Annotated in this window: 30 protein-coding genes; 6 read left to right on the top strand and 24 right to left on the bottom strand. The window is 61.2% G+C overall.

What is annotated here, in order from left to right; translation table 11 throughout:
* Positions 1-143 precede the first annotated feature (143 nt).
* Together U4Y91_RS27920 and U4Y91_RS27915 are read left to right on the top strand one after the other, a co-directional pair.
* Positions 144-716 carry a hypothetical protein gene (locus tag U4Y91_RS27920; protein WP_321807794.1) on the top strand — a complete coding sequence of 191 codons (573 nt, stop codon included), beginning with the start codon at positions 144-146 and terminating at the stop codon, positions 714-716.
* A 5-nt stretch (positions 717-721) separates the two neighbouring features.
* Complete coding sequence (locus U4Y91_RS27915; RefSeq protein ID WP_321807793.1) at positions 722-1,276, top strand: HAD domain-containing protein; 555 nt, start codon at positions 722-724, stop codon at positions 1,274-1,276.
* A gap of 106 nt (positions 1,277-1,382) precedes the next feature.
* Here U4Y91_RS27915 and U4Y91_RS27910 read toward each other — a convergent pair whose 3' ends face one another.
* A complete protein-coding gene (locus tag U4Y91_RS27910; RefSeq protein WP_321807792.1) occupies positions 1,383-1,730 on the bottom strand; it encodes a helix-turn-helix transcriptional regulator in 348 nt (115 codons plus the stop codon).
* A 360-nt stretch (positions 1,731-2,090) separates the two neighbouring features.
* Here U4Y91_RS27910 and U4Y91_RS36805 point away from each other — a divergent pair, with 360 nt between their 5' ends.
* From U4Y91_RS36805 to U4Y91_RS27900, 3 genes are all read left to right on the top strand, one after another.
* On the top strand, positions 2,091-3,044 hold the full coding sequence (locus U4Y91_RS36805) for a DUF4189 domain-containing protein (protein ID WP_415750506.1): 954 nt from the start codon (positions 2,091-2,093) through the stop codon (positions 3,042-3,044).
* 85 nt (positions 3,045-3,129) lie between these two features.
* Positions 3,130-3,546, top strand: a complete 417-nt coding sequence (locus U4Y91_RS27905; RefSeq protein ID WP_321807791.1) for a hypothetical protein — start codon at positions 3,130-3,132, stop codon at positions 3,544-3,546.
* Positions 3,547-4,126: 580 nt separating this feature from the next.
* Positions 4,127-4,957 carry a GSU2403 family nucleotidyltransferase fold protein gene (locus U4Y91_RS27900; protein WP_321807790.1) on the top strand — a complete coding sequence of 277 codons (831 nt, stop codon included), beginning with the start codon at positions 4,127-4,129 and terminating at the stop codon, positions 4,955-4,957.
* A gap of 74 nt (positions 4,958-5,031) precedes the next feature.
* Here the strand turns inward: U4Y91_RS27900 and U4Y91_RS27895 are convergent, their stop codons facing one another.
* From U4Y91_RS27895 to U4Y91_RS27840, 12 genes are all read right to left on the bottom strand, one after another.
* Complete coding sequence (locus U4Y91_RS27895; protein WP_321807789.1) at positions 5,032-5,466, bottom strand: DUF6088 family protein; 435 nt, start codon at positions 5,464-5,466, stop codon at positions 5,032-5,034.
* Positions 5,463-5,933, bottom strand: coding sequence for a hypothetical protein (locus U4Y91_RS27890; protein WP_321807788.1), 471 nt, complete (start codon positions 5,931-5,933; stop codon positions 5,463-5,465). The genes U4Y91_RS27895 and U4Y91_RS27890 overlap by 4 nt, the downstream gene beginning before the upstream one ends.
* Entirely contained in the window at positions 5,930-7,828 is a 1,899-nt protein-coding gene (locus U4Y91_RS27885) for a hypothetical protein (RefSeq protein WP_321807787.1), read from the bottom strand. The genes U4Y91_RS27890 and U4Y91_RS27885 overlap by 4 nt, the downstream gene beginning before the upstream one ends.
* A complete protein-coding gene (locus tag U4Y91_RS27880) occupies positions 7,821-9,311 on the bottom strand; it encodes a site-specific integrase (protein WP_321807786.1) in 1,491 nt (496 codons plus the stop codon). Before U4Y91_RS27880 ends, U4Y91_RS27885 begins: the two co-directional genes overlap by 8 nt.
* Before the next feature lie 8 nt (positions 9,312-9,319).
* Positions 9,320-10,312 (bottom strand): tyrosine-type recombinase/integrase, encoded by a 993-nt coding sequence (locus tag U4Y91_RS27875; protein ID WP_321807785.1) that lies wholly within the window; start codon positions 10,310-10,312, stop codon positions 9,320-9,322.
* A 208-nt stretch (positions 10,313-10,520) separates the two neighbouring features.
* On the bottom strand, positions 10,521-10,817 hold the full coding sequence (locus U4Y91_RS27870) for a hypothetical protein (protein WP_321807784.1): 297 nt from the start codon (positions 10,815-10,817) through the stop codon (positions 10,521-10,523).
* A gap of 174 nt (positions 10,818-10,991) precedes the next feature.
* Positions 10,992-11,513, bottom strand: a complete 522-nt coding sequence (locus U4Y91_RS27865) for a ClpXP protease specificity-enhancing factor (RefSeq protein WP_321807871.1) — start codon at positions 11,511-11,513, stop codon at positions 10,992-10,994.
* Positions 11,514-11,584: 71 nt separating this feature from the next.
* The gene (locus U4Y91_RS27860; protein WP_006400565.1) at positions 11,585-12,196 is read right to left on the bottom strand and encodes a glutathione S-transferase N-terminal domain-containing protein; all 612 of its coding nucleotides are present in this window, start codon (positions 12,194-12,196) and stop codon (positions 11,585-11,587) included.
* Positions 12,197-12,290: 94 nt separating this feature from the next.
* Complete coding sequence (locus tag U4Y91_RS27855) at positions 12,291-13,049, bottom strand: cytochrome c1 (protein WP_321807783.1); 759 nt, start codon at positions 13,047-13,049, stop codon at positions 12,291-12,293.
* A 21-nt stretch (positions 13,050-13,070) separates the two neighbouring features.
* Positions 13,071-14,453, bottom strand: coding sequence for a cytochrome bc complex cytochrome b subunit (locus U4Y91_RS27850; protein ID WP_321807782.1), 1,383 nt, complete (start codon positions 14,451-14,453; stop codon positions 13,071-13,073).
* Entirely contained in the window at positions 14,450-15,070 is a 621-nt protein-coding gene (gene petA, locus U4Y91_RS27845) for a ubiquinol-cytochrome c reductase iron-sulfur subunit (RefSeq protein ID WP_321807870.1), read from the bottom strand. Before petA ends, U4Y91_RS27850 begins: the two co-directional genes overlap by 4 nt.
* 218 nt (positions 15,071-15,288) lie before the next feature.
* On the bottom strand, positions 15,289-16,035 hold the full coding sequence (locus U4Y91_RS27840) for a Nif3-like dinuclear metal center hexameric protein (RefSeq protein WP_321807781.1): 747 nt from the start codon (positions 16,033-16,035) through the stop codon (positions 15,289-15,291).
* A gap of 21 nt (positions 16,036-16,056) precedes the next feature.
* Between U4Y91_RS27840 and U4Y91_RS27835 the strand changes: the two genes are divergently transcribed.
* Positions 16,057-17,262: a Do family serine endopeptidase gene (locus U4Y91_RS27835; protein WP_044845947.1), complete on the top strand. Its 1,206-nt coding sequence runs from the start codon at positions 16,057-16,059 to the stop codon at positions 17,260-17,262.
* A gap of 242 nt (positions 17,263-17,504) precedes the next feature.
* Here U4Y91_RS27835 and tatC read toward each other — a convergent pair whose 3' ends face one another.
* The 11 genes from tatC to U4Y91_RS27780 form a co-directional block, all read right to left on the bottom strand.
* The gene (tatC, locus tag U4Y91_RS27830) at positions 17,505-18,287 is read right to left on the bottom strand and encodes a twin-arginine translocase subunit TatC (protein WP_321807780.1); all 783 of its coding nucleotides are present in this window, start codon (positions 18,285-18,287) and stop codon (positions 17,505-17,507) included.
* Between the two features lie 41 nt (positions 18,288-18,328).
* On the bottom strand, positions 18,329-18,859 hold the full coding sequence (tatB, locus tag U4Y91_RS27825) for a Sec-independent protein translocase protein TatB (RefSeq protein ID WP_321807779.1): 531 nt from the start codon (positions 18,857-18,859) through the stop codon (positions 18,329-18,331).
* A 26-nt stretch (positions 18,860-18,885) separates the two neighbouring features.
* Positions 18,886-19,116 carry a Sec-independent protein translocase subunit TatA gene (gene tatA, locus U4Y91_RS27820; protein ID WP_044845950.1) on the bottom strand — a complete coding sequence of 77 codons (231 nt, stop codon included), beginning with the start codon at positions 19,114-19,116 and terminating at the stop codon, positions 18,886-18,888.
* Between the two features lie 93 nt (positions 19,117-19,209).
* On the bottom strand, positions 19,210-19,575 hold the full coding sequence (locus U4Y91_RS27815) for a histidine triad nucleotide-binding protein (protein ID WP_321807778.1): 366 nt from the start codon (positions 19,573-19,575) through the stop codon (positions 19,210-19,212).
* A gap of 29 nt (positions 19,576-19,604) precedes the next feature.
* On the bottom strand, positions 19,605-19,997 hold the full coding sequence (locus U4Y91_RS27810) for a hypothetical protein (protein WP_321807777.1): 393 nt from the start codon (positions 19,995-19,997) through the stop codon (positions 19,605-19,607).
* Positions 19,998-20,068: 71 nt separating this feature from the next.
* Positions 20,069-20,434, bottom strand: coding sequence for a phosphoribosyl-ATP diphosphatase (locus U4Y91_RS27805; protein ID WP_044845953.1), 366 nt, complete (start codon positions 20,432-20,434; stop codon positions 20,069-20,071).
* Positions 20,431-20,847, bottom strand: a complete 417-nt coding sequence (hisI, locus tag U4Y91_RS27800) for a phosphoribosyl-AMP cyclohydrolase (RefSeq protein WP_044845954.1) — start codon at positions 20,845-20,847, stop codon at positions 20,431-20,433. The genes U4Y91_RS27805 and hisI overlap by 4 nt, the downstream gene beginning before the upstream one ends.
* Positions 20,847-21,620, bottom strand: a complete 774-nt coding sequence (gene hisF / locus U4Y91_RS27795; protein ID WP_321807776.1) for an imidazole glycerol phosphate synthase subunit HisF — start codon at positions 21,618-21,620, stop codon at positions 20,847-20,849. Before hisF ends, hisI begins: the two co-directional genes overlap by 1 nt.
* A gap of 104 nt (positions 21,621-21,724) precedes the next feature.
* Positions 21,725-22,480: a 1-(5-phosphoribosyl)-5-[(5-phosphoribosylamino)methylideneamino]imidazole-4-carboxamide isomerase gene (hisA, locus tag U4Y91_RS27790; RefSeq protein ID WP_043191766.1), complete on the bottom strand. Its 756-nt coding sequence runs from the start codon at positions 22,478-22,480 to the stop codon at positions 21,725-21,727.
* A 163-nt stretch (positions 22,481-22,643) separates the two neighbouring features.
* Positions 22,644-23,285: an imidazole glycerol phosphate synthase subunit HisH gene (hisH, locus tag U4Y91_RS27785; RefSeq protein ID WP_321807775.1), complete on the bottom strand. Its 642-nt coding sequence runs from the start codon at positions 23,283-23,285 to the stop codon at positions 22,644-22,646.
* On the bottom strand, positions 23,282-23,902 hold the full coding sequence (locus U4Y91_RS27780) for a YchE family NAAT transporter (RefSeq protein ID WP_321807774.1): 621 nt from the start codon (positions 23,900-23,902) through the stop codon (positions 23,282-23,284). Before U4Y91_RS27780 ends, hisH begins: the two co-directional genes overlap by 4 nt.
* Positions 23,903-23,958 lie beyond the last annotated feature (56 nt).

Below are 23,958 nucleotides of genomic sequence, written 5' to 3'. Positions count from 1 at the left end.
TTGCGTGACTTTCCCATACGAGCACGCATGAACATGGAGCTTTGTGCTTTTGTGCAACAAAGATGCGGATGCCTAATTAAATTTTCGAGTGTGCTAGCATCTATTTTTCAATTGATGAATTGAAAAAAGGAACGGGTGCTGACATGCATATGACGGTTGTGGAACTCGCGGAGCAGCTTAACGTCACCGAGCGGTATGCGCGCAAGTTAATCGAGGAAGGTCGTCTGCCGGCACGGTTAGGGCCTGACGGCGAACCTGTCATCGAATGGGTAGCAGCTCAATGGTACATTGCGGAGACAAACAACCTCCGGCGTAAAGCTACGGACGAGCTCATGCTCGTATCTGCGGAGCAGCACGCTATCGAGCAGTTGCATGTGCACTTTAATGAGTTCATGCATGTGGCCAGAAGGGCCACTTCGGCAGAGGTGGTGCGGGTGCGCTGCGCGTACGAAGCTATGTATGGGGTCATGCGGTTCGTCGCGAACATGGATGGCACTGACAGCGCGGCGAGGGGCCAGCCCGACGCGTTCGCGAGAGCAGTCGTCGCGCTTGCAGCGAGAGTGCTCGGGCTGTCGCCTGAAGAAGTCCGGCAGGCACATGTACTGACCGACTGGGGACTGACAGGAGTTCCAGCTGAGCCGCCGATTACTGCAGATGTAGCAGTGCAGTTGGCGGAACGGGTGCTCGCAGCGTCGCTTGGGTCTCAGGGGAGGTAGATTACATGCCGACACGACTTCCCGAGCCTATATTCGTGATACCTCCTCCCCGACACACGGGAGGACGCCTGCTCTTTTTGGACCTTGACGGAGTTTTGCACCCGGAAAGCGTCCATCTGAGCCACAAACACGGCCCGACGCTGCTAGATGCGCCGGGCCATGCTCTTTTCGAACACTGCCCGTTGCTTGAAGAGGCACTTGGACCGTACCCCGAAGTACGCATCGTTTTGTCGACAGCCTGGGTGCGGCGCTACCGCGGCAGTGTCGCCCGTGTGTCGCGCAGGCTGACGCCCGGCTTGCAGGCAAGAGTGGTCGGCGCAACGTATCACTCGAGGATGGACCCGGCAGAGTTCGCTGCTGCGCCGCGAGGCATGCAGATTTGGAGCGATGTGTTGCGGCGGAAGCCGGAAGCATGGCTCGCGCTGGACGACGATTGGCTTCATTGGCCGGCTTGGTGCCGTGACCATCTAGTTCGCACGGACCCTGTGCTTGGCATAAGCGAGCCTACAGCCCTCTCGGATTTGAAAACAAAGCTGGCGAAGATGTATGACGGCACCTGACGTTGTCACGCTGCTCGGTGCCAACCGCCGCACTCGGCGTGTAGCAGAAAATCGGCGTCGTGCTCGCAGATGCGCGGTGTGACGCGGTTCACCGGCTAGCCATCCGCTATTTCCGTTTCGCGAGTTTCTCGCACATCTCTGCTACCCACCGACGCACAAAATCGCGATTTGGCGAGTCGAGCTTTGACAGCATCTCGGCAATGTCGGTCGCCTCGTCTGCAACCCGGTTGGAATTCGCTCGCAGAAAGGATTCAAGGGGAACATCGAAATAGTCGGCAAGCTGTATCAGCCGCGGTAGCGGCGGCAAGGTCGCGCCGCGCTCGAACCGACTAATGGTTTCCTGTTCGACACCGATGATTTCGGCGAGCTGCTCCTGCGTCAGGCCGCGTGCCATCCGTTCGCGCGCAATCGCTTTCCCAAGCCGCTCCGGTATTCCCGCCGATTGCCGCACCATAACCACGTCTGTTGTTGTTAAGCAACATCAAGTGTGGTGCCGGACGACTCTAAAGTTAACGACATAGAATGTCGTAATAAGCGATTTTATGTATGACACTACGGATGCCCAGCGCGACATGCGGGGCAATGGCGTATCGACGCTCTGCACCTCTGGGGAAACAATGAAAAGACGCGTTCTCTTACCGCGGCGTTGTTGCCGGCGGTCTCGTTTGTCGGGTGTGGAGGAGTCAACGGTTACCGCGTCGAACGTGACGGCTATCTCAACTTTCGCCTCCGAAAATAAAACAATTGTATGCATGACTAACTTTATGCTCGAGGACAACTGTGGTGCAGGCGCGGATATGGGTAGGGTGTCGATATGACATTGAGGAAACCGCGAATTGTGCTCGCAGCTTGGCTTTGTGTGTTCACTGCGCAGGCGAATGCATGGGTAGTCGCCGCCCATGGCGACGATGGATTTGCGTTTGTCGCGCGTGACGCGGCATCTTCCGAAGAGGCCACTCGGGCGGCACTGGATGGATGCGGTAGGAACTCTGGCGGATGTCGTCTGGTAGGCAAGCCGGTTCCTGGGCCTGTCGCGCTGGTCATCGCGCGCGGAGACGACGGAATATCGGTGTCGACGAACAGAAACCCAATAACCGCTGCCGAGCGCGCCATGAAAGATTGCAAGGCTACGTTTAAACAGCGCTGCCGGATAGACCTTGCGTCATGGGATGGCGGCGAGCGATGGTACGCCGTAGCCATGGGTAAGGGCGGCGCTTATGTGGAGTATGGCAGTGAGTCGTCTGCGCAAGCTAAATCGAGTGCGCTTGAAGGTTGCCGAAAACGCACTAGCCAACCAGAGACATGTGAAGTCAAGGCGTCGAACAGCACGCCAGTTTGGATTGCGGTAGCCGAGGGCAAAACTACGTCTTCGTGGGTGATTGACGATACGAAGGACGGCGCCCTCGGGCGGGCACAGAGCGCATGCGAGCAGTTGAAAGAAGGCGAGAACTGTAGCGAAAGAACTGCGGTGTTCAATCCAAGCCCTGTCACAGCGCCTGCGTCGTTTGAGCAAGTGCAAAGACGAATCTCGCAGGAACGAGACACCAGCGCACCGCACGATACAACTGCTGGCGCCGGTGCCATCACTCGGTACACAGACTCCTGCCGTAACGTGGATTGCGTTCGCCGGTACGAAAATGGCAGGTCGGTGAGATATACGGCCTGCCTGAATCCCGCTACGGCCTTACCGATGAACGACCCGACGCGTATCGGCGGATGTGGCGGCGCAGATTCACGTGGCAATTTGTTTGGGATGGGGACTATGTGAGGGGCTAAGCCAGCGCCGACCGAGGTGCACTGTTACGCAGACTGCACCTCGCGGAGCGCGTTCACAAGGCAATTGGAGGCGAACGATGGGCGCAGGAATGAAATCAGAGGTTCAGTTCGTCGTGCTGGTGTCGCACGTACGAGGTGTAAAGCAGGAGCCGATTTGCAGTCTGTTCATCACTGGGCCGACACCGGAATACCGCCACGCGCTTACCAGTGCGCTCGGCTTGTACACGGAGCCGGCTCCCGATGAGGACCGCCTGCCCGCGGAGCCATGCGTCCTGCTCGCCCTTGTCTCTCTGGTGGACACGCCGGATACGGTCGGACTTCGACTTGTCGTTGACGTTCGTGGTCGCGCCGCTCGAGGTTTCTGGATGCACGACCCAATCCCCGGCGGAGGCTGGTTGAAGACCGGTCTGAGCGAGTGCGTACCGGTGGCGCCAGACGCGAATGCGATGCATGTGGTGCGCGCCGTATGGTCGGCAAGACAGTGGGTCAGCTAACACCGGTCAATAAGAAGCAGGAATGCTGCGCGTGGTTGCGACGGCGGACATCGGCCGCGTGCGCCCTGGTGCACACGCTGACCACCAAGTGCGTCTCAAGGAGGGCTTACGTATCGGACTGGGAGGATTTCCTTCGGTGCTATCGATAGCCTTGTTTCTCAGGACTTCTCATGGAACATGAGAAAACGGCATATATTTCTGGCCCTATATTTGCTGTACTTTTTGCGGGAAGTGCAGTACCGCGAGACCCTTGTCGCATAAGGCGATGCTGGGAGTACCTGTTCGTGAATACAGCCTGTTTTTCTGTACAGCGACGTGCTAGTTCAACCGCCCGAACGTTCTCTCCAGCGCAGACGGGAGCCGCCGCGAGCTTCCCGAAATACCTCAGCGCCCAAGCGGGTCAGATTGCCTCTGGCAACCGTCGGGAGCCATTGATTTATAACGATTGGCCGTTTGTAATTTGAAAAACAGACTTCTACGGCCAATGCCCGACTACCTACCGCTCCCGGATAACGCCGCTCGCCAGGCTATCGACTCCTCGACTGTGTTCGAGGAGTTCTGTCGGACGAAAGCTGAGGCCTTGAAGTTTGCCGGTGGCATGTACTGGAAGAGCCAGGGTCCTTATGAGTATCTGGTGAAGACGTTTGCCGGCAATCGGCAAAAACGCATCGGGTCACGCTCACCCGAAACCGAACAAGCCTACGAAGCCTTTACCTCCCGAAAAGCCGAGATTGAGGCCCGCATGACGGACCTTCAAGCGGCGGTTGTTGAAGCGGAGCGATTGAACCGCGCACTTAGAGTGGGTCGGGTCCCAGCTATCGTCGTGAATGTCCTGCGTGCTATCGAGAAAGCCGGGCTGTCGTCCTATTTCACGGTCGTTGGTACGCACGCCCTGTACGCGTATGAGGCCGCAGCAGGAGTTCGCATTGAAGGCGTAATGGTCCCCCAGGATGTCGATGTGCTTGGGGATGCGCAAAGACATGTTTGCTTTCTGACCGACATGGAACGCCCTGACGTTTCGATGCTCAGCATTTTGCAGCGTGTTGATAAGAGTTTTCGGCGCAAAGACGACCATCGCGAGACGGCCATCAACAGCAAAGGTATTGAGGTCGACTTTTTGCGACGACCGCAGCAGGACTCTGCCCCTCGTCCAGGCCGACTGTTTGCTTACGAAGAAGACCAGTGGCGTGCACAGATACCGGCGTCGGCACCGAAATTCGAGCAGGTCGTGGTGGCCACGACCGGAAAAATGGCCAGGATGTCGACCATTGACCCGCGAGTATTCATCGGCTACAAGACCTGGATGGCGAACGCGGCAGAAAACCGAGACCCGTGTGTGCGCCGACGCGACCAGTTGCAGGCCGATGTCGTCCGGACGTTGATGGACCAAGGCTTATTGTTGTCGCGGTAGATGCATGGTCGGCGCTGCGCGTCCCTTGATTGCGTTGGCTCTCGGTGTGAGAGGCGCCGTCGTGTGTCAGACATCTATTCGTCTGCGCTTTTCTCGTACTTCACCGTTTTGCTCCCAACCTGGATTTTCCGACGTATCCGGCGTGTGCCCGTACTGACCGCCCCGTCCATTGGAATTTGAGTCGTTGCCCCTGCATTGTACTCGCGTGCGAGACGACCAGGGACTACCTTGATACCCAAGCGTTGGAAAGTCTCCGCCGCAATGGTCTCGAACGGCGCCGCGGGCGACAGCTTGCCTGTGAATCGATTGATTCGCGTTTTGGCATATACGCCTTTGCTAACGCGTACGAGTGCACCATTGGCAACAAGCTTCGCAAGTACTCGACCAACCTGCGCAGGGCTACCGAGCGGAGCGACGTCAGAGCGTAGTACGACCACCCCCTTGCGTTGTTTGATAGAGAGGACGATGCGGTCCTCAAGCGTCACGCGCCTTCCTGTCGAAATGCTCATCGTCTACGAGGCTTGTCTTCCCGAAGTCTCACCACCTCGGCCGCTTCCGGATACGCACTCAGGTCGCGAAGCGCTTCCCCAATCGCCTTATACTCCTTCCAGTACCGCTGAAGCGCAGCCATGCCTCCGGCTGCCATAACGGCTTGTATGCATGCGGCATGAGACGTCACCAGTGTCTTGACCTGATTCTCAAGTGCGTCGATGCGTGTTTCTTTCTGGCCCAACTGGTCGCTCAGCGACGAGGCCCTTACCGCATGAGGGTTGAGAATTGTCCTGAGCTGAACTTGCCGCGACTGCGCCTGCCCGATAAGAGTTACTCTGCCGGCGTCGCGTGTAAATGCCGTGGCATGATGCAACGTCGAATGGCGTCTGGCCACCTCCCGCGCGGTGATGGTTACGTCCTCAGCCAACAGCGCGTCCAGTATTCCCGCTAGTTCAGCGTTACTCGCGTCGAATCGGGGTTTCATGCGAACAGGTCCCTCGCTTGCTCCGAGTGGTCGTATCCATTTTCGAACACTACGTCGCCAGGATTCGCCTTCAAGGCAGCATCGACACCAGCCAAAAGTTGCTCTGCGTGTTCAATCTGATTTCTGCGACCAATCGAATTCGCCGGCCTTGCGGAGGCGATTTTTTTCATTACCACAAGCTTTGACCGTAGCTGCTCGAGCGACACAGTGTGCTCCCTGAGACCACTCGCAACAAACTGTTTGCATCTGTGAAAGCACTTCAAGTGTCGCACACACGGATTTAGAGCAAAGCTGGTTGTACAGAAACCGTACGGGGTAACGTGGAAGCCGTCGGAATTCGTGGCCAGGTATTCGAATGCTGCATCGTCACCGTGCTCCGCCTGAATCTTTTTAAACGATTTGGCGATGTGACTATTGGACGCGAATCCCCCGACAACCATCTTCGCAACTACCTCCTGGGAAGTACCGGGCACAATCATCTTGACCGCGCTGGGCGGAAGCTGGACGAAGGACAAACGCTCAGCAAGACTACGATGGTCATACTCATAGCTCTGCGTGACCGTTTGCCGCCCGAAGTGCTGCGTAATGATGGTGTCCGGTATGTTGAGCCGAAAGAACTCGGTGTTCATCAAATGTCGAAGGGAGTGCGGATTGACCGTCATGGCGCTGCAATCGGGTGTCTTACCGTACCGCATGAAGATATTGGTCCGCCCCCCGCGCACCCACCCCATGAAGGAGTAGACACCGCTTTCGTTGAGCGTTTCGATGATGGCATCTTCAGGGATAGCACCGGGCAGTTCGCCCCTGTTCGCGACCATGGTGATAAATAGAAGGTCAGCCGTCGACAACTCTCGCCCTGCGGAAGTCTTAAATTGTCGAACGCCGTCGAGATTTCGATTTAACACCGCCCGCAACGGTGCGGTTGCCTTCTGGACGATTTTTACGGCTTCGGCGATAACGCTGTGAAATTTTTCCGGAACCCATTGATGGTCCTCAACGAGCAGGTCGGGCCGTCCCTCCTCGCGTTTTAATCCAAAGTATCGCAACTGAAGCGTACGGCTGGTTCCGCCAATCTCGCCGGCAGGCAATCCGGTCACGACATCGACGTGCGTTTCCCACCTTAGACAGTCCAGCGGAAGCATCAGGATTTCGTTTAATCTCAACCCGGTGAAGAGCAATAAGCGAATAACAGAGAAGCGAAGGCGGTCGTTGTGACTCGCGGGTCTCTCGCAAAAAACGATGCGAGTGAGCTCGTGCAGCGCCTCCGGGTCCGGCAGTTTTTGCGCGTCACTGCGCTCGTCCAGAACTGTGGCAAGCATAGCTACGAACTCTGTACGGTAGGCGGGCTCCAGCGGAACGTAAAGCGACAGCATCTTCTCGTTTATGAGATTCGCGAGCGTATTCAAGATAACGCCAGCTTTGGTGCCTTTGAACAACTCGGTGAAGCGGTCGAAGTCCTCCGTGCTCAACTCCCATGGAGCCTTCATTGTTGCCGAGAAGAACCTGCGGAAGACCAGCGCTTCGTTTCTAACCGACCTTGGCACGATTCCTTCTCTGCACCGCTGCGCGAGCACGGCTTTCAGGAACTCCCGTACTTCTAACCCCAAAACCGAACTGGTAGGAAGAAGCGCTGTCGGCCATCCGGCAGCAATGGCGCAATTTCGGACGCTGTCTTCAACCGCGAAGCCGTTGGTACGTGAAGCACTACGGGCATGACTATCGGTTAGGGCTCGCAGGTCCCAATCGACGTTCTCATCGACGCTCCCGTCCTCATTGACAGGTATGTCCCACGATAGCCCTTTCGATTCGACAAATCGTCGCGAACGTGCAATGAACACATCGTAGGCTTTCGGTGGCTGCGTGGCATATAAGGTACCAGGTCTGCGCTTAGCCATGCGCTTCTCTCAGAATACGAGTGGACTCATCCAGGGCTTGTTGTGCTCCCGCCAAGGATTTCATCATTTGAAGGTAGGCAGGGCTAGACTCTTGGCCGCCTCGTTTCATAAAGACTATGACCTGCTCTCTCATGCCGGAAATAGCCTCCATGTGCGCTGTGGGGTCCAGCGCAGGTACGTATTTGAAGCAGCCGTAGCACGAGAACACGGGGTCGTAATTGCAGGCCTTCTGTTTTGTTCGGCACCGACCAATGCCGCTAACGAGCCGGTCACCGACCACGGCACCAATCTGTTCATCTTCATGTACGCAGCGCAAGTCTTCGACAGTGATGAAGTCACCGGCGGCCAATGACAGTAGCCCGTCGTAAAGCTTCGATGCACCGAGAGCTGCGTTTAACAGATTGCCCTGGTGACGGCTCGCACGGATATAAACGGTCGCTGAGTTCCCTCTGGTATGCGCGAGAAACCACTGTATGCTCTTCCGGCTATGGCCAGCATCAGCGAGGGCTTGCGCGGATGTGTGCCGCAACTTGACGGCAGTGAAATCGACCTTGAAGCCCGTGTCGGCGCAGACACGCTTAACCTTCGCCCATAGCTGCTCCCCTGTGCTTCGGGAGAACAACCGGGTCCGCTTCTCTCGTTTAGCGTATTCAAGAAGTACGATTGCCGGCTTCACCCACTCGGGCTTAAGCTGGCGAAGGACTTCACCATTGTCGGTGCGTGCGCCTTGCTGCTTTCCCGTGTGGAACGACACGATACAGACCCAATCTCCAGCTGCATCCTTGAACACGTTGACGTGCTCTACCAGCAGAGACAGGAGCTGCACAGGCCGCATGCCGTGCTGGAAGGTCAATGCCAAGGCGGCCAAGCCCTCCGCTTCCCACTCTTCCAGCCCATTTTCTGACGAGCGGGCGTCGAGAACTTTGACGAGTTGCGTCTGCCGATTGAGGTCAATCAACTTTTCTCGCCTCTGACGAGCGCCGCGCTGAGCTAGCCCTTCTGCGTTTGAGCGGCTATCCAATCCTTTGATTAGATTCCTATGAACTTCCTTCCACGGGCCCACGCCAGCGGAACAGGCGAGGCGGAGAATCGCCTTAGCTGCCCTCGCGGTATCAATGTCGGGCACTTGCTCGTCCCAGTAGTCCTCGATTCCTTCTGGGCCGTCCTCGAGAATCTGAACATACGTCGACCAATTCAGCAAAAGCGAACGAGTGAATTTGTAGATAGACGAAGGAGAACTGTCAACTTGTGTAAGGAACACCAATTTTTGCTGTAGCAGCCCAGCAGCCCCAAACGCGAACTCGAACGGTTCTGTCCTGCCCTGAACGGGCACCTTCCAGACTCTTTCACCGGACGCAAGGCCAACTTCGACATCGGCGTACTTGTCATAGACCTTGAACACTATCGGAGACGGTGGCCATGGCCAATCAAGAACGCTTCCGCTGCGGCCATCGAGTCTCAACGTCCGGTCTTCAACCTGCATCCGGCGTCTCATGATTGCCCCTTTCGAAGTACGGTGATGCGCCGGTCGAAGACGTCGTTCCACGACCGCAACAGGTCATCTTGAATCGCTGCACGCGCGTACAAGTCAGGCATGTCCGACTCAAGCGCCCACCCAAAGAACGCCCGCATGCGCTGCATTGCCAAGTCTCGATTGAAGTCAGCTGATTTCAGGAACAGGTCGTATCTGACAGTTGCACAGGTGTGGCGCAGGTCATGAGGCGAGATGCGAAGCTTGCTCCCCGTCCGTTCCTGAAATCTCTTCATCGCCTCTGGCGAAATAGCGGCTGATAGCGTGGCGAACATCTTGTTCACCGATTCTGCAGAAAGGGGATTGCCCTTCTTTGCCGTGAGCAGGAAGCGATGCGAGTCGCTGTCCGCGCGATACTCAGCCACGTACGCTTCGAACGAGGCGGCCAGCTCTTCCGATATGCGAACTTGCCGATGCGACTCGACGGTCTTGATGCTCGGACGGGACGACCGCTCGTCCTCATCGTCATCCGTTGTGGTGACATCGAGCCAGTAGGTGCTTTCACCGGACGCAGAGTCAACGCCGTGCTTCAATGAGTCGACCGTCAGTAGCAATGATTCGCCGCGACGAAGTCCACAGAGCAAAAGGAGCAGAACAATCAACCAATTCCGCGCCTGAACTGATGCACTAACGAATGGATTTCGACCTGCCCCCGGCTCAGCCACGGCGAGCAGCTCTTTGAGAGCGACATCTGGCAGCGCGCGAGCGAACGCAATACGGCCCCGCCTCGGTGTCCGGATACGGCCCGTTCCATTGATTGCGCCGATGACATAGCCCCACGCATCACTACTCACCGCCCAATACCTGGCGAAATGAAGTACGAACTTGCGTACGGAGTCCCAGCATTGCACATCGGCCGTCGTGTAGTCGGCGTTAGCGGTCAAATCGACGTAGAAGTCGGCGGACATCTCGCAAACGCGGCTTGCGTCGCTATCCCCCAGCGCCGTATCCAACGAGTCTGGGCCGAACTTGGAATCGCAGTGCCGGTAAAACCGGTCTAGATGCCGTAGCTGCGTCTTATGAGTATTTTCCTTCCAAGCCCGTCCAGCCGAGCGGAGCGACCAGACCGTCGACCAAAAGCGGGGACGGCCGTAATAAACTGGGGAGGAAAGAATGTAGGGGGGATTCGCGCCGGTTCGGAGGACACTCATCGTCGGCACCCTACAGGCCAAAGCCTTGCAGGATATGGACGGCCCCGGCAAAGTCGACTCGCGCGAGGTGCATGACGAGGTCAACCGCTCCGCCACCGCCTTTCTGCGCACGGGTATCCCAGAACTTGGGACCAGTCAAGAGAAGTTCGAATTCGCAGCTGCCATAGCGAGCATGCCATCGACTGGAAAGAGGGGATTTGAGCGCGACATAGGACATATCGCGCTTTGCGTGGTCAGCGAGTGCCGTGAGCACGTCGACCGCGGGAAGTTCCCGCCAGTGTGAGAGCAGAGACTTATCCACAGGCATTTTCCTCCCCCGGCCCCCTCCTTGCTACTCGCCTATCAAAGATAGGCCGAAAAAGCAAAACCACAGAGGAATGCTAACGTCTAGGGGTAGGAAACGCAACAGCAGCTCTTGGTACACATTTAAATCAACTGCTCTACCAGATGAGCTAAGCCGGCGTAAGCGCGAGATTCTACCTCATTTCACGATCTTGAGGCGAGGTCGGCTGCCGCCTTTCGAGCCATCCCCGTCGGTTTTCGGCGGTTCGTCGGCGCCTTCGGACGGTTCTTCGTTCGCACCTTGGTCGGCAACCGGCGCCAGCACGACTGGCGACTCGTCGCGCCGCACCTCATCGGCCTGCTCGGCATCGTCTTCGAACGCACCCGAATCCGTGCCCTCGCCCGCGACCGCATCGACCTGGAACGCCATCCCCTGGCCGTTTTCTCGTGCATAAATCGCGAGCACGTTGGCCACCGGAATCTCGATCTTGTGCGCCTTCCCGGAGAACCGGGCGGTGAACTCGATCCACTCGTTGCCCATCTGCAGCTGGCTCGTCGCCTCGAAGCTGATGTTGAGCACGATCTCGCCGTCACGCACGAACTGACGCGGCACGCGCGTCGAGTTGTCGACCCTCACCGCGATATGCGGCGTGTAACCGTTATCGGTGCACCACTCGTACAGCGCGCGCAGCAGATAAGGCTTCGTTGAAATCTCTTGCATCACAATCCTCGAACCCGGAGCGGGCACGCGGCACGCCGCGCCGCCCGCTCCGTCTTGCCCTCATTGCATCATCAACGACGCATGACCTTTTCGGACGGCGTCAGTGCTTCGATATAGGCCGGACGGCTGAAGATCCGCTCGGCATACTTCATCAGCGGCGCAGCGTTCTTCGACAGTTCGATGCCGTAGTGATCCAGACGCCACAGCAGCGGCGCGATCGCGACGTCGAGCATCGAGAACTCCTCGCCGAGCATGTACTTGTTCTTCACGAAGATCGGCGCGAGCTGCGTCAGGCGATCGCGGATCGCGAGGCGTGCCTTCTCGTGGTTCTTCTCCGCTGCCTTGCCCTTCTCGTTCTCGAGCGTGCTGACGTGAACGAACAGCTCCTTCTCGAAGTTGAGCAGGAACAGGCGTGCACGGGCGCGCTGCACCGGGTCGGCCGGCATCAACTGCGGGTGCGGGAAGCGCTCGTCGATGTATTCGTTGATGATGTTCGATTCGTACAGGATCAGGTCGCGCTCGACCAGAATCGGCACCTGACCGTACGGGTTCATCACCGAGATGTCTTCCGGCTTGTTGAACAGGTCGACGTCACGGATCTCGAAATCCATCCCCTTCTCGAACAGCACCAGCCGGCAACGCTGGGAGAACGGGCAAGTTGTGCCGGAATACAGAACCATCATATTTGCGTTTCCTCAAAAAAGCCGAGGGCCGGCACGCGGCGCAACCCCTTTCACGGGTTCCGCCTTGCGCCGGCCCCACGCCGGTCAGGCGTGTTTACTTGATATCTTTCCAGTACGCGGCATTGAGCCGCCAGGACAGGAAAGTCAGGACACCGAGAAAGACCAGCACCCACACGCCGAGGCGTTTGCGGGTCTGCTGGGCCGGCTCGGACATCCATGTCATATAGGCCACCAGGTCGGCCACCGCAGCATCATAGTCCGGCGGCGACAACGTCCCCGGCGTGACCTGCTGGAAGCCGACGAGCGCGTGGACCTTCTCGCCCGTCTCCTCGTCCGTCTTGTCTTCGAATTTGGCAGTGCGCTGCCCCTGCAGTTGCCACAATACATGGGGCATGCCGACGTTCTCGAACACCGCGTTGTTCCAGCCGCTCGGCCGCGTATCGTCGCGGTAGAAACTCCGCAGATACGTGTACAGCCAGTCGCGACCGCGCGCGCGCTCCTCGACCGACAGGTCGGGCGGCGTCGTGCCGAGCCAGTTCTTCGCGTCTTCGGGCCGCATCGCGACGGACATCGTGCTCCCGACCTTGTCGGTCGTGAACAGGAGATTCGTTTCGATCTCCTTCTGGGATATGCCCAGATCCGTCAGACGGTTGTAGCGCATCAGGTTCGCGCTGTGGCAGTTCAGGCAATAGTTTACAAACAATTGCGCGCCGTGTTGAAGCGAAACGAGATTTTCCGTGTTATCGGGCGCCCGGTCGAGCGGAAAATTACCCTCCGCGCGCACGGCCGGCGCCGCCAGCAGCGCGATGGCCGTTGCCCCGATCAGCGCGAGCGTCGAAAGCAGTTTCTTCATGTCGTTCTCTCCTCGCTCACGTTAATGGGGCTTGAAGCGCACCCGTTCCGGCGGCTGCTTGAACGTGCCAAGCGGCGTCCAGACGGGCATGCCGAGGAAGAACGCGAAGTAGATCAGCGCACAGCCCTGCGCGATCAGCGTCGAGACCGGCGATGGCGGCCGCGTGCCGAGGAACGCGAGGATCAGGAACGCCGCGACGAAGATCCCGAGGAACACCTTGTGGAACAGCGGCCGGTAGCGGATCGACTTCACCGGGCTGCGGTCGAGCCACGGCAGGAAGAACAGCGTGATCACCGCCGAGCCCATCACGACGACGCCCCAGAACTTCGATTCCGTCAGGAACATGAATACGACGATCGCCGCGGCCAGCACCGGCAGCCCGACCTTCCACTTGCCGCGCGCACGGATCAGCGCGAGCACGCCGAGCAGCGCGATCACGATCATCAGCACGATCTTGAACGGGTCGGTGGTCGCGCGCAGCATCGCGTAGAACGCGGTGAAGTACCACACCGGCGCGATTTCCGGCGGCGTCTGCAGCGGATTCGCCGGGACGAAGTTGTTCGACTCGAGGAAGTAGCCGCCCATCTCCGGCGAGAAGAACACGATCAGCGCGAACACCATCAGGAACGCGCAGACGCCGAAGAAATCGTGCACCGAGTAGTACGGGTGGAACGGGATGCCGTCGAGCGGAATGCCGTTCGCGTCCTTCTTCGCCTTGATCTCGATGCCGTCCGGGTTATTCGACCCCACTTCGTGCAGCGCGACGAGGTGCGCGATCACGAGGCCGACCAGCACGAGCGGAATCGCAATCACGTGGAACGCGAAGAAGCGGTTCAGCGTGACGTCGGACACGACGTAGTCGCCGCGGATCCACAACGACAGGTCAGGGCCGACGAACGGGATCGCCGAGAACAGGTTCACGATCACCTGCGCGCCCCAGAACGACATCTGGCCCCACGGCAGCAGGTAGCCGAAGAACGCCTCGGCCATCAGGCACAGGAAGATCGCGCAGCCGAAGATCCACACGAGCTCGCGCGGCTTGCGGTACGACCCGTACATCAGCCCGCGGAACATGTGCAGGTACACGACGACGAAGAACATCGACGCACCGGTCGAGTGCAGGTAGCGGATCAGCCAGCCCCACGGCACCTCGCGCATGATGTACTCGACCGACGCGAACGCGAGCGTCGAATCGGGCTTGTAGTTCATCGTCAGGAAGATGCCCGTGACGATCTGGTTGACGAGCACCAGCAGCGCGAGTGAGCCGAAGAAGTACCAGAAGTTGAAGTTCTTCGGCGCGTAGTACTCGGAAACGTGCTTCTTCCAGGTGGACGTGAGCGGGAAGCGCTGGTCGACCCAGCCGGTGAGACCTGTCGTGGAGACTTCCTTGTTGTCGGCCATCACGCTTCTCCTTTCTCGTCCTTGCCGATCACGAGGGTCGTCGCCGACGTGAACATGTAGGGCGGGATGTCGAGATTCTGAGGCGCCGGCTTGTTCTTGAACACGCGGCCGGCGAGGTCGTAGGTCGAACCGTGGCACGGGCACAGGAAGCCGCCCGGCCAGTCGTCCGGCAGGTTCGGCTGCGGACCCGGCGTGAAGCGTTGGCTAGGCGTGCAGCCGAGGTGCGTACACACGGCCATCACGACGAGAATGTTCTTGCGATCGGCCCGCGAGCGATATTCGTTCGCGCAATACGTGGGCAACGGCATCGAGTACGGGGATTTGCTGGTCGGATCCGCGACTTCCTTGTCGGCCTTGACGATGTCGGCCAGCATGTCGTTGGTGCGATTCAGGATCCAGACCGGCTTGCCGCGCCACGGCACGGTGACCATCTCGCCGGGCTTCAGGCCGCTGATGTCGACCTCGACCGGAGCTCCGGCCGCTTTCGCTTTCGCGGACGGCGCAAGCGACGCCGCGAAAGGTATGACGGTGGCTACGCCTCCCACGCCACCTGCTACGGATGTCGCAATCAGCCAGGTACGGCGGCCGCTGTCGACGCGTTTCTCTTCCTTGTCTCGCATCACACGCCCCACTTCTGAGTTGGATTTTCCGTCACGACTATTCATTCCGCCGCTAGTTTGCGCGAATGGAGTCGCCATTTACAAGGCCCGGAGACGAAAATCCCTTCGAAGTAATTGATAGTTAAGGGTTTTCCCCCACTACCAGAGCGATTAAATCATTTCGCTTTTAAGCATACGCTACATTACAAAATTTCGATGCGCCGCCGCAAATCCGTGGTTCAGACCGGGTTATGAATATCGATAAAAAGGTGTTCGAGATCGAATTCTTCGGACAAGTGGGTGCCGAGCGCCTGGATTCCGTAGCGTTCGGTCGCGTGGTGCCCTGCCGCAACGAACGCGACGCCGCTCTCGGCCGACGCGTGCGTGACGGATTCCGACACCTCGCCGGTCAGGAACACGTCGGCGCCCGCGTCGATCGCCGCGTCGAAATAGCTTTGCGCGGCGCCCGTACACCACGCGATGCGGCGCAACTGCATCTCCGGATCGCCAAGCACGAGCGGCGTGCGGCCGAGCGTGCGCTCGACCTTCGCGACGAAGTGCTCGAGCGAGACGGGCATCGGCAGCGTGGCCATCCAGCCGAGGTCGCCGTCGCCGAAACGCTGCTCGCCGAGCAGCCCGAGCTTCTCGCCGAGCTGCGCGTTGTTGCCGAACTCGGGGTGCGCGTCGAGCGGCAGGTGGAATGCGAACAGGTTCAGGTCGTTCGCGAGCAGCAGCTTCAGCCGCTTGTACTTCCGGCCGGTGATCTGCGGCGCCTCGTTGCGCCAGAAATAGCCGTGATGGACGAGCACCGCATCCGCGCCCCATTCGAGCGCGGCTTCGAGGAACGCGACCGACGCCGTCACGCCGGTGGCGATCTTCTCGATCCTGCGGCGCCCCTCGACCTGGAGGCCGTTCGGGCAATAGTCCTTGAAGCGCGCGATTTCAAGGGTATTGTTCAAGTACAATTCAAGTTCGATCCGATCCATATAAACCTCTAATCCTTTCAGATGCTTAGACGCTTCTGGCTGTTCTTCGCGCAGGCGGTGACCGTACTGCTCGCGCTGATGTTCATCGTCGTGACGCTCAAGCCGCAATGGCTGCAACGGCAAGGACAGCTCGGCAAGCAGCTCGCCACGCCGATCGTCGCGCTGCGCGAAGTCGCACCGGGCATCGGCGGCGCCCCCGCGACCACGTCGTACGCCGAGGCCGCGCAAAAGGCAATGCCCGCCGTCGTCAACGTCTTCTCCAGCAAGGACGGCTCGCTGCCGCCCGATCCGCGCGCGAAGGATCCGCTGTTCCGCTACTTCTTCGGCGACCGCAATGCCCGCAAGCAGCACGACGAACCGGCCGCCAACCTGGGCTCGGGCGTTATCGTGAGCCCTGAAGGTTACATTCTAACGAACCAGCACGTCGTGGACGGCGCCGACCAGATCGAAGTCGCGCTCGCCGACGGCCGCACGGGCACCGCGAAGGTGATCGGCAGCGACCCGGAAACCGACCTCGCCGTGCTGAAGATCAACATGACGAACCTGCCGACGATCACGCTCGGCCGTTCGGACCAGTCGCGGGTCGGCGACGTCGTGCTCGCGATCGGCAACCCGTTCGGCGTCGGCCAGACGGTCACGATGGGGATCATCAGCGCGCTCGGACGCAATCACCTCGGCATCAACACGTTCGAGAACTTCATCCAGACCGACGCGCCGATCAACCCGGGCAACTCGGGCGGCGCGCTGGTCGACGTGAACGGCAACCTGCTCGGCATCAACACGGCGATCTACTCGCGCTCGGGCGGCTCGCTCGGCATCGGCTTCGCGATCCCCGTGTCGACCGCGCGCACCGTGCTCGAAAGCATCATCACGACGGGCTCGGTCACGCGCGGCTGGATCGGCGTCGAGCCGCAGGACGTCACGCCGGAAATCGCCGAATCGTTCGGGCTCCAGCAGAAGTCGGGCGCGATCGTCGCGGGCGTGCTGCAGGGCGGGCCGGCCGACAAGGCCGGCATCAAGCCGGGCGACATCCTCGTGAGCGTGAACGGCGATGACATCACCGACACGACGAAGCTGCTGAACACCGTCGCGCAGATCAAGCCGGGCACGCCCACCAAGGTACACGTCGTGCGCAAGGGCAAGGAGTTCGACGTGAAGGTCGTGATCGGCAAGCGCCCGCCGCCGCCGAAGCAGGCGCTCGACGAACAGGACAGCGACAGCGAATGACCTCCGGCGGGCGGCGTACCGGCGCCGCTTGCTGGCCAACGACGGAAACAAAAAAGGGCAGCCTGATCGGCTGCCCTGTTGCCTGGGTCCGGCGGCTTTGCTCCGGCGTGCGTTCTTCACGGTGAAGAAGCTGCGGGCGCCCTCGCCATCCGCACCATCCGGTCGGCCCGCCCGGCTTCAACGCTGTCGAGGGGCCGTATCGACGACCGCGACCATGCCGGCCGCCGCGCACTGGTCCCGCGTCAACTCGCGGCGCCGTTCTCCGCCTCGGGTTCTTCCGTCGGCTTCGGTACGAAGAATCGCGCGGCCAGCAGCCCGATCTCGAACAGCACGATGAGCGGCAACGCGAGCATCAGCTGCGAGAACACGTCCGGCGGCGTGACGACCGCCGCGACCACGAACGCGCCGACGATCACGTACGGCCGCATCTCCTTCAGCTTCTTCAGCGTCAGCACGCCCATCCGGACGAGCAGCACGACGACGATCGGCACCTCGAACGTGACGCCGAACGCGATGAACATCCCGAGCACGAAGCTCAGGTAGTTGTCGATGTCGGTCGACATCTCCGCGCCGAGCGGCGCGTTGTAGTGCGCCATCACGCGGAAGATCGTCGGAAACACGAGGAAGTACGCGAACGCCATCCCGCACAGGAACAGGAAATAGCTGCTGCCGACGAGCGGCGCGACGAGCTTCTTCTCGTGCTGGTACAGCCCCGGCGCGACGAACGCCCAGATCTGGTACAGCACGATCGGCAGCGCGATCACGAGCGCGACGAGCATCGTGACCTTCATCGGCACGAAGAACGAGCCGGTGACGTCGGTCACGATCATCCTGCCGCCCTTCGGCAGGTTTTCCATCAGCGGCCGCGCGAGCAGCCGGAAGATGTCGGGCGCCCAGTACACGAGCCCGAGGAACACGACGATCACGGCCAGCCCCGCGCGAATGATGCGGTCGCGAAGCTCGACGAGATGGGAAATGAAGGTTTCTTCCGGGGCATCGCCCGGATTCTGCTGGGGGTCGCTCACACCGGCCCTCGGTAGGATTGACGAGCGAGCATGCGCTCGGCTCAGAAGAAGCGCGTCGGCCGGCGCAGGCTGGCCGGCTGGTGGCGCGCGACACGCGCGGCGCCCGACTGCACGTGCGTGCGGCGGGTCGTCGCGCGCTTGTACCAGACAGGCGTCGCCGCCTGTTTCACACGCCAGTTGCGACGCTTCGGCGCGAGCGCGGCCGTGCTGCCGCGCCACGACGGCGCCGCGGGCGTGTCGGAGCCGTACGTGCCGGCATCGACCGAGCCTTCGTTAAGGCCGCCGACCGCGGAGTTCCACGTGTCGTTCAGCTCCTTCTCGTGCTCGCGCAGGTTGTCGTGAATCGTCGTCTCGACATTGCGCGCGGCCGTCTCGAAATCGGTCTTCATCGTCCGCAACGAGTCGAGTTCGATTTCGCGCGAGACCTCGGCCTTCACGTCGTTGATGTACCGCTGCGCGCGGCCGAACAGTGCGCCGGCCGTACGCGCGACGCGCGGCAGGCGCTCGGGGCCGAGCACCACGAGCGCGACGACGCCGATCAGCGCCATCTTCGAAAGACCGAGATCCAGCATCGCGAATGCCTGTCAGCGTGCCGGCGTTACGCCTTGTTCGAATCGGAACGCGTCGTTTCCTTCGCGTTGACGTCGACCGAGCCGTTGCGCGGCAGTTGCTGCGCGTCCGCCGGCGTCTCGCCGTCCTTCATGCCGTCCTTGAAACCCTTCACGGCGCTGCCGAGGTCGTTGCCGATGTTGCGCAACTTCTTCGTACCGAAAACCAGCGCGACGATCAGCAGCACGATCAGCCAGTGCCAAATGCTCAATCCACCCATGATGAAACCTCTCCTCAACCACGCCGCGTCGCGGCGCAAATCGCCGGCGGCACGCCGGCTTCGACTATCGATGCGGGGAAACGCCCCGCGACGTCAACCCATCCGCAGCCACGGGCGCGGGCCGGCCAGAATGTGCGCATGCAGGTGGTAAACCTCCTGCCCGCCGCCTGGGCCCGTGTTGATCACCGTGCGAAAACCGGTTTCGCCGCCCGTGTACGCGACGCCGAGCTGGTCGGCCAGACGCGCGACCAGCAGCATCAGCCGGCCGAGCATCGGCGCGTCGGCCTCGCTCGCCGCCGTCAGCGTCGGCAAGTGCCGGCGCGGAATCACGAGCACGTGTGTCTCGGCCGCGGGGCGGATGTCGCGGAACGCGACGAATTCGTCGTCCTCGTGCACCTTCGTGCTCGGGATCTCGCCCGCCGCGATCTTGCAGAACAGGCAATTCGGATCGTGACTCATGTTGCTCCTGCGAAACGCCCGCGCGCCGGTCAGAACCAGGCCTGCGGATCGAGCGTCTTGTTGTCGTTCAGGTACAGCCAACCTTTGATGATACGGTACAGCGTCCAAATCCACGTGACAAACATGACGACAAATCCCACCACCACGAACATCAGCGCGAAGCCGATCACGTAAGCGATCAGCGCGCGCCAGAACGTGCGGATCTGCCACTCGAAATGGTCGGCGTACGGCGTGCCGGCCACGTCGCCGCGCTTCACGTAGTTGATGATGATCGCGATGATGCCGGTGACGCCACCCGTCAGCCAATGAATCGCGTAGAGGCCGTACAGCACGTGCGTCAACGTGCGCAAACCGTTCAGCCGCTCGGCGTCCGCTGCGCCCGGCACCGACGGCGTCGGAAACTGGCTCGGCGTATCGGTCATGATGCTACCCCCGTTGGATGACAATTCTTACAGCTTACCGCACTGTCGCCGGCGCGGCAGGCCGCGAGCCGTCAACCGCCGTTTTCCTCGCGCTCGCGGCGCTTGCGCAGCGCCTTTTCCTCGATGCCCGACAGTCCTTCGCGGCGCTCGAGTTCGGCGATCACGTCGGCCGGGCTCAGGTCGAAATGCGACAGCATCACGAGGCAGTGGAACCACAAATCGGCCACCTCGCCGACCAGCGCCGTCGGCGCGCCGCCCTGGCGCACGTCCTTCGCGGCCAGCACGACTTCGGTCGCCTCTTCGCCGATCTTCTTCAGCACCGCGTCGTCGCCCTTGTGGAACAGGCGCGATACGTACGATTGTTCGGGGTCGCCGCCCTTGCGGCTGTCGATCACGGCCGCGAGGCGCAGCAGCGTGTCTTCGGTCGATTGCGTCATTTGTAGATGTGTTCGGGGTCTTTCAGCACCGGATCGACCGCGACCCAGTCGCCGCTGTCCACCGTACCTTCGAATTTCTGGAAGAAGCACGAATGCCGGCCGGTGTGGCAGGCGATGCCCGACACCTGCTCGACCTTCAGCAGCACGACGTCCTCGTCGCAATCGAGCCGCACCTCGTGCACGTGCTGCACGTGGCCCGACTCCTCGCCCTTGAACCACAGGCGCTTGCGCGAACGCGAATAGTAGACCGCGCGCTGCGTCTCGATCGTCTTCGCCAGTGCCTCGCGGTTCATCCACGCGAACATCAGCACGTCGTTCGTCGACGCCTCCTGCGCGATCACCGGCACGAGGCCGTTGTCGTCCCAGCGGACCTTGTCGAGCCACGCGGGCAGGGATTTCGTTTCCGTATTCATCACAGCCTCACCGCGATGCCCTGATCGGACATGAAGCGCTTCGCCTCGCCGACCGTGTGCTCGCCGTAGTGGAAGATGCTGGCGGCCAGCACCGCGTCGGCGCGGCCGTCCTTGATGCCATCCGCGAGATCCTGCAGGCAGCCGACACCGCCCGATGCGATCACCGGCACCGGCACCGCGTCCGACACGCCGCGCGTGAGCGCGAGGTCGAAGCCCGACTTCGTGCCGTCGCGGTCCATGCTCGTGAGCAGGATCTCGCCCGCGCCGAGCTCGGCCATCTTGCGCGCCCATTCGATCGCATCCAGGCCCGTGCCCTTGCGGCCGCCGTGCGTGAAGACTTCCCAGCGCGGCGCCTCGCCATCGGCCGACACGCGCTTCGCGTCGATCGCGACGACGATGCACTGCGAGCCGTACTTGTCGGCCGCGTCGCGCACGAGCTGCGGGTTCGCGACCGCCGACGAATTCATGCTGACCTTGTCCGCGCCCGCGTTCAGCAGGCGCCGCACGTCCTCGACGGCGCGCACGCCGCCGCCGACGGTCAGCGGAATGAAGACCTGCGACGCGACCGCCTCGATGATCGGCAGGATCAGGTCGCGCTGGTCGGACGTCGCGGTGATGTCGAGGAACGTCAGTTCGTCGGCACCCTGGTCGTCGTAACGGCGGGCGATTTCGACGGGGTCGCCGGCATCGCGCAGCTCGACGAAGTTGACGCCCTTGACGACACGCCCGGCAGTCACGTCCAGGCAGGGGATGATGCGTTTAGCTAGAGCCATGATGTACGCCATAGGCCGCAGTGGAACGGCCGGTTGCGGAAGCCTCGCGCGAGGCTTCCGGTCGGGGCCGCCTGCGGGCAGCCCCGGCGAACGGGACACCGCGGTTACGCGTTGTCGAGTTCGCCGTTCAGTTCGTCCGCGCGCTTTTGCGCGGCCGCGAAATCGAGATCGCCGGAGTAGATCGCACGACCGCAGATCACGCCTTCGACGCCGTGCTCTTCCACTTCGCACAGGTTCTCGATGTCCGTGAGGTTCGACAGGCCGCCGCTGGCGATCACCGGAATGCCGACCGCCTGCGCGAGCTTCACGGTCGCCTCGATGTTGATGCCCTGCAGCATCCCGTCGCGGCCGATGTCCGTGTAGACGATCGATTCGACGCCGTAGTCCTCGAACTTCTGCGCGAGGTCGATCACTTCGTGGCCGGTCAGCTTGCTCCAGCCGTCGGTCGCGACCTTGCCGTCCTTCGCATCGAGGCCGACGATGATGCTGCCGGCGAACGCGGTGCACGCGTCCTGCAGGAAGCCCGGGTCCTTCACGGCCGCCGTGCCGATGATCACGTAGGACAGGCCGGCGTCGAGGTACTTCTCGATCGTCTCGAGGCTGCGGATGCCGCCGCCGAGCTGTACGGGGATTTCATCGCCGACTTCGTCGAGGATCGCTTCGATCGCCTCGAGATTCTTCGGCTTGCCGGCGAATGCGCCGTTCAGGTCGACCAGATGGAGCCGCCGGGCGCCGAGATCGACCCACTTGCGGGCCATCGCCGCCGGGTCCTCGGAAAAAATTGTGGCCTGGTCCATATCGCCCTGTTTGAGGCGCACACACTGACCGTCTTTGAGATCGATGGCCGGAATCAGCAACATAGCAATCGGGTGTCGTCGTGGAAAATGAAAAGAATCCGGCGCGTACCGGCCAATCCGGTACCGCGCCGTCTCGCTAGTTTAGTACAACTCTTTCGGCGCATAGACGCGTGAGCCCCGCGCGACAGGCGTTTCCGCCCCGTCGACTGTGGCTCGCGCACCACGTTCACGGTTTCCAGTGTACGAAGTTGCGATACAGACGCAACCCGACTTCCGCGCTTTTCTCGGGGTGGAATTGGGTCGCGAAGAGGTTGTCCCGCGCGACCGCGGACGTAAACGGCGCGCCGTATGCCGTTTCGCCGACCGTATGAGCCGGGTTGTCCGGCGTCACGTAATAGCTGTGCACGAAGTAGAAATACGCATCGTCGGGCACGCCGTCCCACAGCGGGTGCGGCTGCGACTGGCGCACGCGGTTCCAGCCCATCTGCGGCACCTTGAAGCGCGAGCCGTCGTCCTGCAGCCGGCCGTCGAGCTCGAAGCGCACGACCTTGCCGGGCAGCAGGCCCAGGCCCTTCGTGTCGCCTTCCGCGCTCCAGTCGAACAGCATCTGCTCACCGACGCACACGCCGAGCAGCGGCTTCGTGCGCGACGCCTCGATCACCGCTTCCTGCAGCCCCGATTCGCCGAGGCAGCGCATGCAGTCGGGCATCGCGCCCTGGCCGGGCAGCACGACGCGGTCGGCCGCGCGAATCGCGGCCGGCGTGTCGACGATCGCCACGTCGGCGGCCGGCTCGGCCTTCTTGAGCGCCTGCGCGACCGAGTGCAGGTTGCCCATCCCATAATCCACAATCGCAATCGAAGTTTTCATCTCAGTGCAGGCAGTAGCGCCCTCAGTCCATTGACGATGAATTCCACCGCCAGCGCCGACAGCATCAAACCCATCAGCCGCGTGGCGATGTTGATGCCGGTGCGGCCGATCCAGTTCGCGATCGGCTCGGCAAGCCGCATCGCGAGAAAACACAACAGAGCCAGCGCCGCGCCGATCGCGACGAGCCCGGCTCGCTCATACCAGTGATGCGAGTTCGCCGCATAGATGATCACCGTGCTGATCGAGCCGGGGCCCGTGAGCAGCGGAATCGCCAGCGGCACGACCGCGATGTTGTCCTTCTGCTCGGCTTCGTGGCGCTCCTCCGGCGTCGAGCGGGTGTTGCCGGCCTGAGCGTTCAGCATGCTGATCGCCATCAGCAGCATGATGATTCCGCCGCCCACCTCCAGCGAGCCGACCGAAATGCCGAAGAAGTCGATGATCTGCTGCCCGAGCAGCGTCGTCACCGTCATCACGCAGAACACCGACACCGACGCGATCCGGATCGTGCGGCGCCGCTCGTCGTCCGTCTGCTGCGCCGTCAGGCTCAGAAAGAACGGCACCGCGCCGACCGGGTTGATCAGCGCGAGCAGAGAAATGAACGATTTGAGCAGATCCATCGCAAGCCGGCGCGCCGCGCCGAAGCCGTGAGGTTGTCCTTGGCGTCGTCCGTTCG

This window comes from Burkholderia sp. BCC1993, from assembly GCF_905339865.1.
Lineage (GTDB): Bacteria > Pseudomonadota > Gammaproteobacteria > Burkholderiales > Burkholderiaceae > Burkholderia.
The sequence above is the reverse complement of the archived record's forward strand: the minus strand, read 5'-3'. Positions and strand labels throughout refer to the sequence as shown.